14 protein-coding genes and 1 pseudogene are annotated in these 19,871 nt (G+C 39.3%); 4 read left to right on the top strand and 11 right to left on the bottom strand.

Annotated elements, in window-relative coordinates; all coding sequences use genetic code 11:
- Positions 1–250: 250 nt before the first annotated feature.
- Positions 251–880: a trimeric intracellular cation channel family protein gene (locus tag KK487_RS07150; protein ID WP_013464819.1), complete on the top strand. Its 630-nt coding sequence runs from the start codon at positions 251–253 to the stop codon at positions 878–880.
- 129 nt (positions 881–1,009) lie between these two features.
- Here KK487_RS07150 and KK487_RS18590 read toward each other — a convergent pair whose 3' ends face one another.
- The 3 genes from KK487_RS18590 to yidC all read right to left on the bottom strand — a co-directional run bounded on the left by KK487_RS18590 (position 1,010) and on the right by yidC (position 2,345).
- Positions 1,010–1,132 carry a hypothetical protein gene (locus tag KK487_RS18590; RefSeq protein WP_268745520.1) on the bottom strand — a complete coding sequence of 41 codons (123 nt, stop codon included), beginning with the start codon at positions 1,130–1,132 and terminating at the stop codon, positions 1,010–1,012.
- 109 nt (positions 1,133–1,241) lie between these two features.
- Positions 1,242–1,667 carry a GNAT family N-acetyltransferase gene (locus KK487_RS07140; RefSeq protein ID WP_013464817.1) on the bottom strand — a complete coding sequence of 142 codons (426 nt, stop codon included), beginning with the start codon at positions 1,665–1,667 and terminating at the stop codon, positions 1,242–1,244.
- A 27-nt stretch (positions 1,668–1,694) separates the two neighbouring features.
- Positions 1,695–2,345, bottom strand: coding sequence for a membrane protein insertase YidC (yidC, locus tag KK487_RS07135; RefSeq protein ID WP_036956424.1), 651 nt, complete (start codon positions 2,343–2,345; stop codon positions 1,695–1,697).
- Between the two features lie 964 nt (positions 2,346–3,309).
- Between yidC and KK487_RS07130 the strand changes: the two genes are divergently transcribed.
- From KK487_RS07130 to KK487_RS07120, 3 genes and pseudogenes are all read left to right on the top strand, one after another.
- Complete coding sequence (locus KK487_RS07130; protein WP_024601777.1) at positions 3,310–6,492, top strand: TonB-dependent receptor domain-containing protein; 3,183 nt, start codon at positions 3,310–3,312, stop codon at positions 6,490–6,492.
- A 68-nt stretch (positions 6,493–6,560) separates the two neighbouring features.
- Positions 6,561–8,468 carry an alpha/beta hydrolase family protein gene (locus KK487_RS07125; RefSeq protein ID WP_024601776.1) on the top strand — a complete coding sequence of 636 codons (1,908 nt, stop codon included), beginning with the start codon at positions 6,561–6,563 and terminating at the stop codon, positions 8,466–8,468.
- Positions 8,469–8,764: 296 nt separating this feature from the next.
- Positions 8,765–9,095 (top strand): annotated as a pseudogene (locus KK487_RS07120) (transposase); the annotation flags it as partial.
- Positions 9,096–9,628: 533 nt separating this feature from the next.
- On the opposite strand, the gene KK487_RS07115 reads toward KK487_RS07120, so the two are convergent.
- The 8 genes from KK487_RS07115 to KK487_RS07085 form a co-directional block, all read right to left on the bottom strand.
- A complete protein-coding gene (locus KK487_RS07115; protein ID WP_036956422.1) occupies positions 9,629–10,243 on the bottom strand; it encodes a protein kinase domain-containing protein in 615 nt (204 codons plus the stop codon).
- Positions 10,244–10,398: 155 nt separating this feature from the next.
- Positions 10,399–10,524, bottom strand: a complete 126-nt coding sequence (locus KK487_RS18585; RefSeq protein ID WP_268745519.1) for a hypothetical protein — start codon at positions 10,522–10,524, stop codon at positions 10,399–10,401.
- Between the two features lie 11 nt (positions 10,525–10,535).
- Positions 10,536–11,099, bottom strand: coding sequence for a DUF2971 domain-containing protein (locus tag KK487_RS07110; RefSeq protein WP_051894384.1), 564 nt, complete (start codon positions 11,097–11,099; stop codon positions 10,536–10,538).
- Between the two features lie 193 nt (positions 11,100–11,292).
- A complete protein-coding gene (locus tag KK487_RS07105) occupies positions 11,293–11,778 on the bottom strand; it encodes a hypothetical protein (protein ID WP_024601772.1) in 486 nt (161 codons plus the stop codon).
- A gap of 499 nt (positions 11,779–12,277) precedes the next feature.
- Positions 12,278–13,990 carry an alpha-amylase family glycosyl hydrolase gene (locus KK487_RS07100; RefSeq protein WP_138764084.1) on the bottom strand — a complete coding sequence of 571 codons (1,713 nt, stop codon included), beginning with the start codon at positions 13,988–13,990 and terminating at the stop codon, positions 12,278–12,280.
- Between the two features lie 86 nt (positions 13,991–14,076).
- Positions 14,077–16,482, bottom strand: a complete 2,406-nt coding sequence (locus KK487_RS07095) for a glycoside hydrolase family 15 protein (protein WP_138764083.1) — start codon at positions 16,480–16,482, stop codon at positions 14,077–14,079.
- Positions 16,483–16,496: 14 nt separating this feature from the next.
- Positions 16,497–17,984, bottom strand: a complete 1,488-nt coding sequence (locus KK487_RS07090; protein ID WP_096038407.1) for an MFS transporter — start codon at positions 17,982–17,984, stop codon at positions 16,497–16,499.
- Positions 17,974–19,836: an alpha-amylase family protein gene (locus tag KK487_RS07085; RefSeq protein WP_029609931.1), complete on the bottom strand. Its 1,863-nt coding sequence runs from the start codon at positions 19,834–19,836 to the stop codon at positions 17,974–17,976. Before KK487_RS07085 ends, KK487_RS07090 begins: the two co-directional genes overlap by 11 nt.
- Positions 19,837–19,871: the final 35 nt, after the last annotated feature.

Raw genomic sequence — 19,871 nt, 5'->3', positions numbered from 1 at the left:
GGCAACAGCGCTCTTTTACCTTAAATTAATTCAGGCTTTATTGCATTTTTACGGTCATTTGTCCTTTTTGCTTTCAATACTAAAGCCGGCGCTCTCGTTACATTAACAGGCTATTCACACCTCGCTATCACATTAGTTTTTTTAATCTGAAAGCAGCTGTTTTTAATGTAATTTTTCACTCGTCAATGCACTATTTTATCTCTACAATCGCACTTTTATTTTTGCTCTTAAAAGTTTAAGTGACTATTTCATGCTACTCACTATTGTTTACATCATCGGAATTACAGCAGAAGCCATGACCGGTGCACTCAGCGCTGGGCGCAGAAACATGGATTGGTTTGGGGTTATGCTAGTAGCCAGTGCCACAGCCATTGGGGGTGGCAGCGTACGCGATATTTTACTTGGCAATTACCCGTTAACGTGGGTTAAACACCCAGAATATTTACTGATCACATGCGTGGCGGGTATTGTAACCACTTGGTTGGCCAAATGGGTGGTTAAATTTAAAGGCATATTCATGCGTCTAGATGCCTTAGGGCTTGCAGCGTTTAGTATAATTGGCTGCCAAGTTGGGCTAAATATGGGTTTGCACTATGGAATTTGTGTTGTCGCAGCTATAGTAACAGGTGTATTTGGTGGACTGTTGCGTGATTTAATTTGTCGACAAGCGCCATTAGTACTTCATCATGAACTTTACGCAAGCGTAGCGCTTATTGTTGCTTGTTTATACTTAGCACTGCACCACTACAACATTGATGACAATATCAGCGTAGTTGCAAGTTTAGTAGTAGGCTATTTAATTCGTATGGCGTCGGTACGCTTTAAATGGCGCTTACCGACATTTAACTTATTAGAACCCGCTAACTTAAATAATGAGTAATAACAGCAGCGGTTAATGCCCATCTGCCCTAGCACTTTTAAATAGCCCGAATACTTTTCGGGCTAACAAACTAACCACAAAAAGAACTCCCACAGCAAAACACAGTATGCTCAAGGGCATAAACAAGCTTTAATGTAGAACACCATTATGATCAACATATTGATACACACTGTTTTCTATCAGCATAAAACCTGTGCCAAGCAATAAAAAGCAAACACTCAATGTGGCTGTTTTGTTTGTATAAAAGCGCATAATCTATCCATAACTATTTTATTAAATTGTCGGGATAGCAGTTTGAATGAGCGAATATTAATCTACAGTGACTGAGCAACATTGATTTTTAAAATAAAAGTCACAGTTATTAAACTAAGCTTTTAGACATATAATAAAATCTGTCGTCTTCTTTATCTATGCTGAAACCTGAACGTGTGTAAAGCTTGTGCGCAGGGCTTATTTTAAAAACCCGAAGCCTAAGTTGCATAGCACCTCGGAGCACTGCTAAACGAGCACACTCATTAATTGCTGCTGCACCAATACCCATATTTTGAAACGCAGCATCTACTTGTAAGTCACGTATATAGCAACCCTTATCATCGAAAGCCAAGCGCATTACACCCACTACATCGCCATTTACCACAATATCCCAATTTTCAAGGTTTACTATTTGTTCATATATTTTATGTTGCTGCCAATCAACGCCATACTGCTCATAATATTCACGCATGTTGGTGTAGGTTAACAATGCCGATGCCATCAAATCGGCTGTGGGCTGATAACACATATTCATTATCGTCATTCCTTTGTTTAGCGACCTTTATAAAGGATGCTGCGGCTGATGGTTTTTAAAATACTTATTTACTAATAATGACTGCAACAAGCTAGTACTACTGGATGTAGCCCAGTACAAACCAATTGCAGAAGGAAAATTAACGAGAGTAACCACACAAATAATTGCGGGAATTAGGAACAATAAGGTGCTGGTTTGTTCTGCGCTACCTGGCATCATCATCATAGATAAATATATAATAGCCCCCACTAATAACGAAATCGCAATATCAGGCTTTGCAATACTGGTAATCCAAGCAAATTTACTATTCAATACAATTTGTTGCAGAGCTTGAAAAGTTCCAAGGCCAAATACCCCTTGGCTTGCCATATTAATCACACTTTTTTTATCAATAAACTTAATGTTGTGCTTTTTATACAGCGCCATAGTTAATTTTGCGATTTCACTGGGCTGGTCTTTATAGTTGCTCTTTATGCTATCTAGCTCAGGTTTTAGTGCGGCAATTGCTTTTTTATTTCTAACCATGTTAACCATAGCAACAAGGTTAATCGGCATTAAAACTAATCGTCCAATAACGGTAAACAAAATAATTGCAACCGCTTGGCTTACGCCCACTTCTTGAGTAAAAAAGGTGATTAATTGCACAATAAAAGCAGTAAATAAATTCCAAATTTCCATTTTAGTTTTCCTTTTAATATTATGTATTAAAAGTAACTACCATGACATATTATGTCAAGATGTTTTTCGATAACTATTTTTCTACTTATGGAGTCTTCAATGGTATTTATACAATAAGACTATTTTTTATAAGTTTGAGAACTGATTGATCAGCCAATCCAGCTCCTAAAGCTTTTTAAACACCTACTGACTGTAAGGTGCAAAGATTTTATTTATCTTCGGTTAGACATTTAAAGTATTTTGATGATGATGTTTTAAGTGTTGTGTTATGACTTGTTAGTTTGAGACTTATAATTTAGTACTTTACATGTCAAATGTTTTACATCGTTGTACGTAGTACAGAAATTAAATTGGTGAGTTATGCTATGTATCTAACCTTCGACCTCCCAAAGTAATAAGTAAATCAACTCTGTGAGTTAACATTAAAATCTAAGCTTTTCGACTAGCTCTGTAAAGTTGTATATATTGATTTATAGCTTGATCTAAAATCAAGTGCCTATCAAACAAAATGAGGGCTACTTAATTGTATTTTAACTATTCTTCTTAAGAAATCACAAAGTACTTCTTTCATCTGAAGCTCTTTAATGCAATCAATTGACTCAAAAGTATAAAATTACCAATCTTTGCCTTCGGTTTATTAACTCAAATTTAAAGCCTTAATCGTAATTAGTCGTTTAAAACTGTACATTTTGAGTTTTGTAAAAAATTAAATTCTTGAAAAATTGCTTAGATTAAAACTGAGAGCATTTAATATATTACTTTTAAGCATTTCAATATGCCCCACTAATTAAATAGCAACATAATTACAACCCTGTAAAAAATAATATTTCACTATTGTAATAATAGGGACATATGTTAATAAAAAAAAGTTTACATAAATGTATATTAATTGTAAATTAGTTTTGGCTTCATTAATAAAATGTAACCTTAAAAAAGATAAAAACAATACTTAGGGAAATTCAATATGTTTAAAACCAAAACCTTATCAAATGCAATAAGATATTCTTTATTGCTTGGTTCTGTTGCTATAGCACCCAGCGTGTTTGCGCAAGATGAAAAAAAATCTGATGTAGAATTAGAAGAAGAAGCGCCAGAAAGAATTGTAGTAACTGGTTCACGAATAAGAAAAGCTGAGTTTTCTAATGCATCTCCAATTCAAATCATAAACGGTGACTTATCGCGTGAAATGGGACTGTTTGATGCGGGCTCAATGCTACAATCAACTAGCCAAGCAGCAGGTACGCAAATTGATAACACATTTGGCGGGTTTGTATTAGACAATGGTCCAGGTGCCGCAACTATAGGTTTTCGTGGCTTAGGTGCTGAAAGAACTCTCGTTTTAATTAACGGACGTCGTATGGCTCCTGCTGGTGTGGGTGGCGCTCCAACGTCACCTGATCTAAATTTAATACCAGGCGTTATGGTTGAACGAGTTGAAAACTTATTTGACGGCGCCTCTACTGTATATGGTTCTGATGCCGTAGCCGGTGTAGCAAACGTTATTTTGAAAAAAGATGTTGAAGGATTTACATTTGATGCATCGTACCGACAACCTAAAGGTGAAGGCGGTGAAGAAACCGTACTTTCAGGGATGTGGGGTACAACCATGGATAATGGTTTTATCACTGTAGGTGTAGAATATTCAGAGCAGCAATCACAATCTTTATCTGGAAACCCTTTTGTTAAAGGCTGTGAAGAACGTATATGGGAAGCTGAAGATGGCTCAATCATTACTAGAAATAGTGGTTATGGTCCTGTTGCTAGCGGTGAAGATTCATGTGATATTTTCCCTCTTACAAATCGTATTAGTGTCCCATCGTTCTTTGGTAGTGTTTATTACACCCCAGGTTTTACAAACACAGGGATTCCTAACTTCAGTGAATCAACAGTTCCTGCGAGTCTTGAAGGGTTTTTCCCATCATGGGTTGCAGGTGACTTTGATGGTGATGGTATTAATGATGGTGTATTTGTTGACGGAGATGGTGACGGTTTCCGTGATGTTGACTTTCAAAACCCTCTATATGCTTTCCAACAGTCTGATTACTACAAAAGCGGTGATTACAGAAGCAAAAATGAACGCGTATCATTAATGCTTAATGGTGAGTATAACTTCCAAGATGATAATGATACAACCTTCTATTACGAAGGTTTATATGCAAAACGTGAGTCTCCAATATTTAGCCCTGGAGCTCAGATATTTCAACAAGTTGCAGCATCTAACCCATATAACCCTTGTGGCGTTAACGGAATAGATTGTTTTGGTGTTCTAGGTGTAGGCCCTGGTGGTCCAGAAGCTGTACAGCCAATTATTAATATTCGTGGCGACCGTGATCAAACACAGGTAGAAGTATCGCAATATCGTCTCGTATCGGGTGTTACTGGTAACTTAGGCATGTTTGAAAACATTGGCTTAAATAACTGGTATTATGATGCATCAGCATCTTATAGTGCTTCGAAAGGAACCGACCATCGTGTTGGTATCAACGAAGAGCGTCTTATTTACTCTTTAGAAACATCAGTACTTAATGACGATGGGACAATTACCTGTGGAACAGGTTCAGATGGCTGTGTGCCAGTTAACTTATTTGCTGATAGTATCTTCCAAGAAGGTGGTGGTACATTATCACCAGAGGAAGCTGCATACTTATTTATCGATCGTGATATCGAAACAAAAGTAAATCAGTTTGTCTTTAATGCATTTATGGGTGGAGACTTCTTCAATTTACCTTGGAATAATGAGACCGTAGCCGGCATCGTTGGTGTTGAATTCCGTCGTGACGAAATTGAATCAAATCCAAATGCAGCAACTGCTGAAGGCTTGCTTTGGGGTTACTTTGCTGACCAAGGCGCTGATGGCTCTCGAAATCTTAAAGAAATCTTCACAGAGTTTGAATTTCCATTACTTAAAGGTGTTAAAGGTGCAGAAGAACTTACATTCACCGCTTCAGGCCGTGTTTCTGAAGAATCTTTTTATGATGCAGAATCAACATACAGCATAAAAACAATCTACCGTCCTGTTGAATGGTTTACGCTTCGAGCAACAAAAGGGACTTCTTATAGAGCTCCAAACCTTCGTGAACGCTTTTTAAATGGTACATCGGGCTTTAATACAATTGCAGATCCTTGTGTTGTACCTGAAGATGCACGAAATATTGATCCATTAAACCCTGGTTCAGCAGCAACATATAATGCAGCCGAAGAAACTCGCGACACATCTGTCTTGAATGCGTGTCAAGCATCTGGTGTTGATCCTACATCATTAGGTTTAGGCCAAAATGGTACAGACTCTTACACTGCAACTTACAGTGCAGAAATAGAAACAGGTGGCACAACAGAACTTACGCCAGAAACATCCGTTGCAAAAACGTATGGTCTAATCTTTGAACAACCATTTTCTGAAGAGTTTGATTTAACATTCTCACTTACTCGTTTTGATATTGAAGTTACAAATAGCATAGCAGAGCCAAGTGCTGGTTATAGTATCGGTCAATGTTACTCTGCCGACGGAAACGAAGCATTCTGTAATAGAATTGGCCGAGATTCTAACGGTCAGATTGATATGGTTGATGCTAGCTTTATTAATATTGGCTTAATTTCTTCTAAAGGCTTTGATTACAATGTTTACTTTGAAACGGACACTGTAATAGCAGAAGAAAACTTAGGTATTACATTAGACTTACAAGCTACGCGCATGACTGAACAAGTATACGATGTACTCGGTACTATAGATGATAATATGGGCGAGCCTGACTCACCTGAGTGGCGTGGTTCTGCTCGTCTTCAACTTAAGTATTCTGATTTTAGATTTAACTGGGAAACTCGCTTCATTGGAAAAGGCCGCGAAGATGAAGATGACTTAGGTGAATTTGAAGAAGGTACTGCTGGTTGTCGTGGCTTAACCGATGCAAACGGAGATGCACTTAAGTGTCGTCCTGTAGGCTTTACCGATGACTATTTTGTTCACAATGTGGGCTTAACATGGTCTAACGATGCTTATAAAGTTAATTTTGGTGTTCGCAACGTATTTAATGAGGCTCCACCAAAAGTAGATCCAAGTGGTTCTTTCTCTAATACTAATATCCCATTAGGTGTTGGTTATGACACTTCAGGCCGAAGCCCTTATATTAGCTTCACAGCTTCATTCTAATACAAGTAACTACCTAATTACTTAGTTTAAATGGCCTACTTTTTAGGCCATTTTTTTGAGGGAATAAAATGAAATTAAAGAAAATAATATTATTAGGTTTATCTGTTCTAAGCTTGAATTCTTATGCTAATAAACAAGTTGAGGCAACAGAGCAAATTTCGAGTATTGATGCATTTTCTATGGCTTCAGCTATAAGAAGTGTTGTCACATCACCAAATGGTAAAAACCTTGCCATATTAAGAGCAACAACAAAAGATGGTGATTACATAATAGAAATTAGAGATCCTAATAACCTAGAAAAAGATCCGGTTAGATTAGGTGCAGATAAAATGCTCATCTCTTCTATCATATGGTTAAACGACGAAAAAATTGGCGTTATGTTTAGGCAGATATTGGAAGACGGAAACAGGAAATATTGGGTTAATAAGTTTGCAATTACAGATGCTGATGGCAAAGGTGATTGGTTATTACCTTTTAAAGACAAACGAAATGTTCAATTTCAAATAATAAATCGGCTCCCAGACAACAAAGATGAAGTCTTAGTCGAAGTAGATATTAATAATAATTACATCCCTGATGTAGTTCGCTTTAATATAAATACAGGTAGAAGCGTTACTATCATGCGTGGTAATGAAAAAATATCTGGATCATTTGTTTCTGATTACGATGGTGATATCAGAATTGCACAAGGTTGGAATAAATCCGACAATGCAATAGATCATTATGCGCGTGTTAAAGGTGATGATGATTGGAAAGTTATTAAACAGGTTAGTCCCAAAAAGCGTGAAAACTTTGAGATACTAGGCTTCACAAAAGACAACCCTGATGAAGTTTATATCAATGCTAATCTAGGAGAAAACACCACCGGTATTTATATCTACAATATTAAAACGGCTAAATATTCAACTCGGCAATTTGGCCTTGAATCTGTTGATACTGATGGGGTAATACTTGATTCTGACGGTACTATTAAGGGCTTTCGCTACACCACCAAACAACCTAAAAATTACTACATAGATCCCAATGCTCAAGCATTACAAGAGTCTATTGCCTCATTATTCAAAGGTAAATTTGTTCGAATCATGAGTCGTTCTGATGACGATAATGTTCTTGTTTTAAATGTGTCTGCTGATGATAATCCTGGTAGCTACTACATAGTGACAAATAAACAAAAATTAACCAAAATTGGTGATAGACTTCCTTTTATTGATAAAAGTAAGTTAGGAACTGTTAAATATATCTCTTATAAAGCAAGAGATGGGCGAAATATAAAAGCTTATGTGACAATTCCTGCAACTAAGGGCCCTCACCCTGCGGTTGTCTTACCACATGGTGGACCTTGGGTTCGTGACTCTATTATTTTTGATGATTGGGCTCAGCTGCTCGCTTATCATGGTTATGTAGTAATTCAACCAAATTATCGTGGTTCAACTGGCTATGGGCTTGAGCATTGGATAGCAGGCGATAATAATTGGGGTCTTAAGAAACAAGATGATCTTGACGATGCCGCACAGTATTTAGTCGAAAAAGGCTTAGCTACAAAAGATAAACTCGCGCTATTTGGTTGGAGTTATGGCGGATATGCCGCTTTTGCAGCTTCTATGCGTGAAAATAATATTTATCAATGCGTTGTTGCAGGTGCTGGGGTTAGTGATCTAAGTCGAATTAATGCAACTTTAAACGAAAACCGATTTTTAAGTATTTTACAACGCCCTACTATTTCTGGTGTATCTCCTGTAGAACAAGTTGATAAAGTAAATGTTCCTATATTGATTATTCACGGTGATATCGACAGTAGAGTACCAATTAAACATAGTCGTGATTTTGTTTCTGAGCTGGAAAAGTATAAAAAAGACTTTAAATATATAGAGCTAGAAGATGCTGACCATTTCTCGGATTCACTTTTCTATGCACATAAAAAAGAATTCTACACTGAGTTATTATCATGGTTTGATAATAAATGTAGTCTTAAATAACTAAAAACCCAAAAGTTAATTCTTTTAAAAATTAAAGGGGCTAATTTTGCCCCTTTACTATTAGAAGATGACTGAATATAACCTTTTTATGTTAATAATGTTAATAATGTTAATAATGCTAATAATGTTAATGATGTTAATAATGTTAATGATGTTAATAATGTTAAAACAAATAAACCAAGTAGCTAATCGAAAGGCAACCATCTCAATAACAATTTGTTGTGATAAGTTTTATCTTTTTAATACTTCACACACCCATCACGCAATAAATCGTTAATTTAATAACAAGACGAACTATTTATGAAATTAGAAATATCAATCGATTTCTTGGCGCACAAAGGCTCACGCTTTATGCTGACTTGTAAAACTAAAAACGGAATCTACTGGTAAAACCTATGGCACCCAAGGTAACAAAATTGGCAATGCACAGCTGAAATGGGCGTTCTCCGAAGCCGCTGTATTGCTGCTGCGTCACAATCAAAACGCCAACAAATACCTTGAAAAACTACAAAAGCGAATGAGCAAAGCCAAAGCACTGTCTGCGCTTGCACATAAGCTTGGCGCTGCGTCTATTATATGCTTAAAAAAGAGACGGTATTCGATGAAGCAAAATTCTTAAAGAGTTAGTCACGGTACTGAGTGAGCTGAACATCTATCTGGATATAAGGCTGAGCATCAATCAATTGGGTGAGTTAATTACCAACAAGGTTTAACCTGATTATATGCCTACAGACCAAAGCCACTTGCCTTGATTAGACCCTCAGTACGCGTGCATTAATACAATAAACAAAGTCGCTTACACCTGACTTGATAACTGCGTTATGCACCTAACTAACTGGATCACAATGATGAAACTAGCCGCCTTGAATAGTGCCATGATGAGGTTAACCGATAAATGTCTAGTGCCCCAGCTACCCCAAAAGGATATGGGAAAAACCTGGCTGCGATGAGATCGCAATAAGAAATTACTGCGTAACGCACCCTAGATGTGTTTGCCGTAAGCAACTTGCTTATTAGCCGCATCGACAGACGAAGTAAACGAATTTGTTTATTGATTTAGAATTGACCGTCAATTGATAAAACGGTCAAAAAGAACACTAATGCCTATTGACAGAGTTAAGGCTCATATGTGTTAGGCATAAAATAGTTACACATGTTAATCAATCCAATGTGGTAAATTTCTCACGGTCTTCCCAAAAAGAACTAGAACCTAAATCCAGTACTTTGAAACCTAAATTAATAGGTAAAGCATCAGGGTTTGAGTTTTTAGAACTTATAGGTTTAGGAGTTTGAAAACTACTTTCATATACCATTACATTCCCAGTATGAGGATCTCCATGTAAAATTTCATTTTTATAAATCGCATCGAGTGCGTTTGAGTAGCGCCAATAAAGATCAAACCTTTGAAGTATAGTTATTGGTTCTTTAAAAAGGTATTCTTTAAGATTTACTCCATTTACAAATTCCATAGTGATATAGAACAAACCTGATTTGACTCCAGATGAAAATATTTTTGCAAAATATGGGTGATCTACTGATGCGAGCTTTTTGGCCTCATTTTGGGCTTTCTTGAAATCACTACGCCCTCTGTTGTTCCAGAATTTAACGGCTATCTTTCGATCTAAGTTGATATCCTTAGCTTCAAACACAATACCGTTAGCTCCGATTCCAATACATTTGCAAAACTCTATTTCTTCAAAAGGGATAATCGTTCCTTCGAAGTAAAGTAGACTTTCAGATATAGAAAATTTATTTTTAAGATTTATTTTATTCATTATATTTATTAGTTTATGCCGAACCTTTTATACCTAACGCCCTCTTAACTAGCAGACAACGCCACCACAAAACTCGAATTAGCACGCCATAATCACCAAAGCTAACTGCTGGTAATTAAAGCCGCCGAGCGTTGACTGTCCGGTTGAAGCGTTTGTTAAGCTGCTAGGATGCGATATTCTGTTTTAGACATTTTTGCTCTTACTAACTCCACATTACCACCAATTTTGTCATTCAATTGATTGACGAGTTCATTGAGTTCTTCAAATGCTTGCTCAGGCATCTTAACTCCCGCTATGACCTTAGAAATTCGCTTCTGGTCAAAAGCATGAATCCCTGCACTTTTTTCATCGATAAAACTCGATACTCCGCTTCGTAACTCCAGTCCGGTGACTTCATAAGAAACACATCTTTGACGGCGTTAAAACCCCTCTCTCCAGCAGTAATTATCGGCATGTCTTTGGTATACTCAACATCCCAACCAAAAAGTAGCTCTTCAACATTATTCATGTAGATATTTTGAGGGCTATCATCAACGGTGAATTCAACGACAAAACCTTCATGATTCTCAGCATAATGTGACCACATTAATATATTATCTGGCTTTTTAGTCAAACAGCATATTCCAACTTCTCCAATTACTCCGTCACGAAATTCACCGCTCTTCAATGAACGTTTTATACCATGCTCCATTTGCTTTCTTTTACTTAATCTTTGAGCAGGAGAGAGTTTTAATCGTCTTCCCGCCTCTTTAAATAAATCGGGACGAGATTTTAAGTACGCTATGGACTTTTCGATATCGTATACAGTTTTACAATCAAATGGATCGTTAAACTCCGAATGATGACTAAACTTCATAGTCCCGTCAGTCAAAATGCATTTGGATCCGCTCGAAAACGGCAGGTATTTATAAACTTTCAATTAAGTTAAACCTCATACTTAAAAAGCAGCTTAACTTTAAGCTAAGGGGCGCCGATACGTGAGGCATAATGGCGAAGCCGCCCCGCGTATAGGCGTCCCAGCGACCGAAGGGAGAGGCTTAAGCGCTTTGTTAGTTTTCACTGTACACTTGCTGATCGACACAAGAAACACTGACTTCATTGCTAGGCAAGTTTGCAAATAAAAAGGCAACAGACTCATTTGGCTTAAGTACCCCAACAAATGAAGTACAAACACCGTTTTTGCACTCTGCTGCTAACGTAGTAGTTTTTATTCTCGGAATTGCAGATGTACAAGTATTTTTTTGATCACATGCTACTTCAACATTTGTAAGTGATGTTTCTTCGTAATTTGAAAATAGCAAAGCTGATTTTAATGCTTTAGGGAAATGCAGCGAGAAATCTAAACACAAACCTTGACCGCCATTATATGCAACTACTTTTCTATACTCTTTTAGATATGATTCTGATATCTGTAAATTAGCTTCGTTAGGCTTGTATTGAGAGTTGTAAAAAGAGAAAGCTATAGCTGCTATCACACCAATACTTGTTAAAATATTAGTAATCCATTGTGTATTATTTCTCAAATTTTCATTCATATGCGAAATTCTTCCGTGAAAACTAACAATTTTATAGTGCGCTCGTCGCGTATATTTCTGCCAACGCACGCTAATATATTCATTAATTACTTTTTAACAAATAACTTAACTCATTGCTAGCTATAATTATTTCTTGCTACTAAATATAATTACAAAGAAGAAAATGCGCTCATCGCTCATTTTCTTGAATATGAGAGAAAAACAACCACACTGTATGTTTATACAGCCACCGACATTGGTAATGACATGAAAACGCGCCTCCCATTTTTAAATTACATCGCTGAATCTATGTTGGTACATCAGTATTCATTACGTACCGTAAATACCTACCTGTGATGGATTGCATCTTATAGTGATTTTCATGATAAGCGCCATGACGTAAGAAGAAGTTAAGCTACTTATGATTCATTAAAATGAGCTATAACTTGGAGGGAATGCAATAAAAGCACTTTTACCTAAAGGGGCTAACGTATGTTAGCCCCTTTTGTGTGTGTTTTATTTACAGTGTGTTATTCAGTAACAACAAACCATAAGCTGCGAGTTGCTCGTCATTGAGGTCGTGTTGCCAGCTAGGCGTTAACCCCTGACGTTTTATACCGCTGATGCTTTGCGGGTTAGCGGTTAAATTAAGAATAAACATACTTTTACTGCCGTTTAACTCGCGGGTTATTTCAACTAGGCCGTTGTCGTGTTGCGTTAATTCATAACTGCCTTTAATACCCAGCTCTGGGCGCTGTTTTTTTAGTACGATTAAGTGCTGATATAAACGCCACAGTGAGTCAGATTGTGCTTGCTGTACTTTAACATTGCGATCACCTGCGCTAAGCTGCTCGGCTAAAAATTCAGGCCACCAGCTTGTAAAGTCTTTACCAAATAATTCACTTTGTTCAACCCAGCTCGTTTTAGCTTTGGTAAAACCGGCTTGATTGCTGTTGTCCCATTGCATAGGCGCACGTTTATACACATCGTGACCTGTGCCACCTTGTGTTAAGCCTATCTCTTCACCGTAATAAATATACGGCGTACCAGGAGAGCTAAATAACATGGCGGCAGCAAGTTTTGCTTTATCGTCGTGCTCTGCAAGTTGATAAGCGATACGTTCTTGGTCGTGATTAGTTAAAAACGGTGCAAAAAAATCAAGCGGTGCATTTGAATCAATACGCTGTTGTAAATTTTGTTTGAGCACATTGGCATCAACTGCGTTGATTTTTTGATTAGATTGCATGGTGCCAAATTGCGCTTCACCACTGGCATCGGGTTTTAATAAGCCCAGTATTTTATAGCCCACTTCAAAATCAAAGCCTTGATCGAGGCCTTTACCTTCGCCAAAGTATTTTGCTGCAACGGGAATGTCTGCCCAAGCTTCACCCACTAAATATGCCTCTGGATCAACGCTTTTTACGTATTGGTTAAAGTGCTGCCAATATGCAATGGTTTCGTCGGTATCGGCTTGCGCATCTGCGCCACCTTCCATTGCAAAACGTACTGCGTCTAATCTAAACCCTGCAACGCCTTTATCAAGCCAAAACTTAGCCATTTTTTCCATTTCGGCAACAACATCAGGGTGGCGTAAATTCAAGTCTGGTTGGCTCGCTCCAAACGCACCATAGTAATACTGCTGACGTGTTTCATTCCAATGCCATACTGCGTCGGGTTGGTCGTTATTACTCCAAGCATGCCCCCAGCCACTTCCGGCTTTTGGCATATCGTCGCGCCAAATAAAGTAATCAGCATAAGGGGCTTCTTGTTTTGCTGAACGCTGAAACCATTCATGGTTACTTGATATATGGTTTATAACTAAATCAAGTATGACTTTCATGCCTTTATCATCAGCGGCTTTTATAAAGGCTTCAAACTCGGCCATGCTGCCGTAGTCGTTTTCTACTTGGTAAAATTCAGTAAAATCATAGCCATGATACGACGGTGCTTCAAACATGGGGGTTAACCACAGTGCATTTACGCCGAGCTCTTGTAAATACGGGAGCTTTTGGGTCATACCGTTAAAGTCGCCATGACCATCAGCATCGCTATCGTAAAAGCTGCGTGGCCAAATTTGGTAAAAAATGGCGCTTTCCCACCACGGGCTTGCTTGTTGTTTAGTATTTAATTGCGATGTTTCGGTGTTATTCGTGTTGTTATTTAATGATGGTGCGCTTTGGCAGCCTGTTAGCATGATTGCTAATGCTAATGCGCTCAAGGTAAATGTTTTCATTTCAGCCTCGTTATTATTGTAATAAATAACATAGCCGTATTTTACTACGGCTATGTTAATTAACCTGAACTGCGGATAGTTTGTGGTTATTTTAGTGCTTTAGTTACCACCGGATAATGATCCCATACTTGTTTGTCGCTTAGTGAGCGCACTAGCTTCACGTATTCAGCATGCGTCCACGCCAGTGGTGTGGCCGAGTTTGTACCCTCGCCTAACGTGTAACCCGTTTTATTAATGCCTACACCATCCCATACTTGTTCAGGTAGCATCATGCCTTGGTTGGCAAATTGCTCTAGCCCTTTTACATAGCTATTTTTAATAGCCTGCTGTTTTGTTGCATCTAAACTGTTATTGGCATTTGCGGCGGCAATTTCGTAATGACCACGTTCACCGGTAAAAAATGGCCAAACTCGCCCACGTTGCCCTGGGCTGTTTTTTCCACCTTCAGCGTAATTAGCGCCCGTTACTTCGTCTTCACCGTATCCGTCGTTACCATAGCGGCGGTAGCCTGCAAATGTGCCGCTGCCGTCAGTAAACTCAAAGCTGTATTTTACTTGTAGGTTATCGGTTAGGGTTTCATCATCATATTCTGGGAGTGTTTTTACTATGCTAGGCGCTAGCGCATCACGAACGCCATAGCGAACGAGCTCTAAAAATCCACCATCGAGAATTTGCTTTTTATTAAAGCCTTCACGGCCATTATTAGCGTTAATTTTAGTATTTGAATTGGCGTCTTTGTCTTGGCCAATACGAATAAAATACTCGCCGTCTGAAGCGTTTGATTCTAAATTACCTGCGGTGGTAAACATCATGCTTTCTATATCGGCGTTGTAACTTTTTGCCGTTGCAAGGTAGCGTTTAGCATTCACCTCATCTCCTGCCATTTTTGCAATATCAGCGGCGGTAATTAAACCGGCAACAACAGCAGCGGTGGTTGATGGCGAATACCCTTCTTGCTCTTCCCAACGTTCTTGTTGAGTCGCAGGTGGGGTTATTTGCATGTCGTTCCATCGGATTTTAGCGCGCCCACCGTCTACCAAAAAGTCAGCGGCCGGTTTTAACATGCGGGTATACCAATCAGTTAGCTCAGCATCACTTAATACACCAGCTTGATGAAGCTTCCACGCTAGCATGAGTGGCATTGCTGTTTGGTCTAGCTGTACGCCTACCCATTCAAGTTCGCCATCTACGTGTGTTTTTTGTAAAAACCACCCTGTGTCGCCTTTGTTGCCCGGGGTTTTGCTGTTTACTTGTACTTTTTCAAGGTATTCAAATGCGGTTTTGGCTGTTGCGGTATCGCCCATTGCCATAAATGCCATGGCAACTTGATAAAAGTCGCGTACCCATACTGCTTTATAACCAGTCGAGCCCGTTTTCGCCGATACGGTTTCGCCCCATGGGTTAGATAAAGAGGCAATAAGTGCCCCGGCATGGGTTTTGTCTTCTTGGGCTTTTAACACCATAGCACTGGTATAAAGTAATTTACCGTTATCAGCGGTTTGCTCGCTCATGCTAGTCAGTGGTGCAAGGCTTTGCAGGTAGTCTTGCCAACCAAGGGCTTCGCCTTCACCATTGTAATTATCAAGCACAGCTTGGTAACCTTTGGCTAGCGTAGCGTGGCCTTCTTTAAAGCTTGCTTGCTGGTTGTTGCCAAAGCTTAGGCTTAAATCGAATTGACTGTTTTTACCAATTTCACCTAGCTCTGCTAATAAACTAACATTCCCCGATTGTTCACCGGTAGTTTTATAAACACGGGTAAGCTGCTGAGTTGTTTTAAGCTGGCTTAAACCATCACTCACGCCCGTAAAACCGACACTTGTTTGTTTAAATGGCTTTGCACCTTGCAATGACAAATAATTATCGCCCTGCCACGCTACCAACCCTTGCTCGGTGGTTTTTGCAAAGTCATCTAAGCCGTTGTTGTTTATATACGGGTTAACTGTTACATATGCTTTTACACCGTCAAGCTGGGTATTAAAAATACTGCGTACAAATAAGCTTTGACCGTCTGGATCGGTAAATATATGTTTTTCGAGGCTAAAGCGACCTTGCTTATCTTTGCTTACTACTTTGTATGCTAATGATAACGGGCGGCCTTTATCGTCTTTGTATAAGTAATCAATGGTAACGTCTAAATCGTCAGCTTCAGTGACTGTAAAATCTTTTCCGACTACAACAAATTGCATGTCTTTAATTTGCGCTTGATGAATAAGCCCGAACATGGTTTCGGTGATCATCCCTTTGGCAATCGAAAACCATACTTTTGACACTTTACCTGTAGGTGCTTCGTTACTGTAATGGCCATTTTGGTATTGCTCAAAAGACGTGCCTATCCCAGTTTTGCCTGCGTATGCCCAAAATGGGGCTTCGCCTGGTGCGCCTGGCGCACTCACTGATGTTTGCGCTACTGCACTGGTTTGCGTATTTTGCACACCACAACCTACAAGGCCTGCGGCCAATATTGTCGCGGTAATTAGATTATATTTTTTCATTTTAGCCCCTTAAATTAAGACTGTTTAACACGCAGTACAGCAACCGCTGCAAGTACAAAAGACACAGCACCTAGCATCAATGCGTAAATAGGTTGATTTTGGAAAAAGTGACGGAGTATCAGGCCAAGTACACTGGCGGCTAATAATTGTGGGATCACAATAAAAAAGTTAAATATTCCCATATACACACCCATTTTATGACTCGGTACTGAGGTACTTAACATGGCGTAAGGCAACGACAATATAGACGCCCACGCAAAACCAATACCTATCATTGGCCAAATAAGTAAGCTCGGATCTTTTATAAACATAAAGCTCGCTAAACCTAAGGCACCTAAAATAAGGTTAAGTGCATGCGCTAGTTTTAAACCAACACGCTTAACGATGATCGGGATACATAAAGCCGCCAATGCAGCAAAACCGTTGTAAGCCGCAAATAAAATACCCACCCAGTCTGCACCATTGTTATACGCCGCTGAACTTGTGTCACTGCTACCATAATGAAAACTGGTTACCGCTGAGGTGGTGTAAATCCACATGGCAAATAAGGCAAACCAGCTAAAAAACTGTACCCAAGCAAGTTGTTTCATCGCCTCTGGCATGGTGAATACATCGTTAACGACTTGGTAAAAGCCACCGCTGGTGTGGTTTTTTGCCTGTAGTGCGGCTGCAATAAATTGAATAACGCCAAAACTCACTAAGCCAGCTGCTAATAGGTACAGCTCTTTTTCTAGGTTTAATCCCGTGACTAAACCAAGTACGGCAAGCCCTAACACGGTAAATACACTGCCGCCTTTACTAAAGTTAATTTGTGCACAAACCGTCTGTTCGACTTTAGCTTGCTCTTGTTGATTAAATGCGGCCAATTCTTCAGGTGAATATTCTTTGGTGGTTATAATTGTCCAGCCTACTGCGACCAGCAATACAACTGCACCAAAGTAAAATGAGTACTTTACTGAATCAGGAATTTGCCCTGCAGCGGCGGTGTTGGCAATATCAAACCAGTTCGTCATCATCCAAGGGAGTGCAGAAGCAACCACGGCGCCTACGCCTATAAAAAAGCTTTGCATTGCATAGCCAGTAGCACGCTGTTTGTTTGGTAGGTTATCGCCTACAAGGGCGCGAAATGGTTCCATGGTGACGTTAATCGATGCATCCATGATCCATAACATGCCCGCTGCAATCCAAAGTGTTGGTGAGTTTGGCATAATAAATAACGATAATGTGGTTAAAATAGCGCCGTATAAAAAAAACGGACGACGGCGACCTAATTTGCCCCACGTCTTATCACTCCAATAACCAATAATTGGCTGTACAATTAAACCGGTAAGTGGTGCTGCTACCCACAAAATAGGAATATCGTCTACATTCGCCCCAAGGGTTTGAAAAATCCGACTTACGTTACCGTTTTGCAGTGCAAAGCCAAATTGAATGCCTAAAAAGCCAAAGCACATGTTCCATATTTGCCAAAAGCTTAAGGTTGGTTTGTTATTATAATTCATGGTCAGCCTTATTTGTTAAAACGGCACTACTGAGTGCATCAAGGGTCAGCGTAAAGGTTGTATTTTGTTTCTCATCGCTCACCAAAATACCGTTATGCGACTCTAATAGATCGTAAAGCGTTGAGTTTGGTTTGAGCATTGTTGCTTGATTGGGCGTGAGCGTAATAGTGACTGTTTGCGCTTGCTGACTAAAGTTACTCAGCACCCATAATGATTGCTGTCCTAGGGTGCGTACAAAACCTACCACTCTATTACTGCCTGTTACCAACAAGGGTGCCATATCGCCGGCAACAATCGCTGGTAAATCGTTAAGTGCCATAATTGAAATGTAATATTGGCGTAATTGCGCTTGTTCAGTTGTTAACTGACCGCCATCAAATTTACCGTTGTTCATCCACGCTTGGTGAGCAGGAACACCAATATAGTCAAAAATACTGGTGCGAGTCGGGCTACCAAACCCCGCGTTTTCTGAGCCATCTTCACCGACATCTTGACCAAAATAAAGCAAGCTTGGCGAGCGACTGATTAGGTGAGAGACCAGCATTGCTGGCTTGCCCAATGCGGCATCGCCGGCAAAATCAGGACTTGCGATACGTTGCTCGTCATGGTTTTCTAAAAAGTGCAGCATATGTTGCTCTATGTCAGCCACTTTTTGCTGAGCATTAAAAATACTACTTGCGGCTTGCTTGCCTTGCATTATGGCTTTTAAGGTGTCGTAAAAGCCTACTTTGTCATACAAGTAATCCATTTTACCTTGGTGAATATAAGTTCGGTACATCAATGGGTTGTACACTTCTGCAAGTAAAAACGCATCGGGTTTATGCATTTTTATCGATGAATTTAAAAAGCTCCAAAATTCAACCGGCACCATTTCAGCCATATCATAGCGAAAGCCATCCACGCCTTTATCTAACCAATAAAGCGCAATATTTCTAAATTTATACCAGCTATTAGGTAACTCTTTATCTTGCCAAAAGGCGTAATGAGCGCGGTAGTCTTGGTGTTCTAGCGCCTTAGGTAAAGTTGGAAAATCTAGGCTACCATCGGGTTTAACGCCGTAGTTTACTTTTACTGTTTCGTACCAGTCGTTTATATCAGGCTGTGGAGAGCGTGCACCGTTTCCTGTCCATTTAGCCGGTGTTTCATTAAATTTACCATCAGCTAAGGGATGAGAATTTCCGCCAAGCACTTGATAACTGTCGCTCGAAGGCACTTGAAATGACTCACCAGGTACATAATAAAAGTTATTATTAACATCATAGTCTTTGCTGGTATCGTCTTGTTCACCAAAGTCTTTAACGCCATTAGGCTTAGCCGTTGAGTGGTAATCACGTGCAACGTGATTGGGCACAATGTCTATTATCACTTTCATATCATGATCGTGGGTACGTTCAATAAGCGCGCTAAACTCTTCGATTCTGTTCGTTACATTTACCGCCAAATCAGGATTTACATCGTAATAATCTTTAATTGCATAGGGCGAGCCTGCACGCCCTTTAACCACATCTGGATCATCCTGACTAATACCATATTCGGTGTAATCACCCACTAAGGCATGATGTAAAACGCCGGTATACCACACATGCGTAGTACCCAACTCTTTAATACCTTTAAGCGCAGCATCGTTAAAATCAGCAAACTTACCCACGCCATTTTGCTCTTTAGTACCCCACGGAATATTAGCTGTTTGCGTATTACCAAATAAACGAGTAAACACTTGATAAACAACTGGCTTTACAGGCTCTGTCTTATTTACAACCGTTTTTGCTTGCGTGCTTTCATTATCATCACTGCAGCCTTGCACAACTAATGTGCTTAATAGCAGCAAGGGTATGTAAAATCTTTTTTTCATTGTGTGTGTCATTTTTATTTCAGTGTTGTCATTGG

The organism is Pseudoalteromonas sp. SiA1, assembly GCF_018732205.1.
Taxonomy (GTDB): Bacteria; Pseudomonadota; Gammaproteobacteria; order Enterobacterales; family Alteromonadaceae; genus Pseudoalteromonas; species Pseudoalteromonas tetraodonis.
The sequence above is the reverse complement of the archived record's forward strand: the minus strand, read 5'-3'. Positions and strand labels throughout refer to the sequence as shown.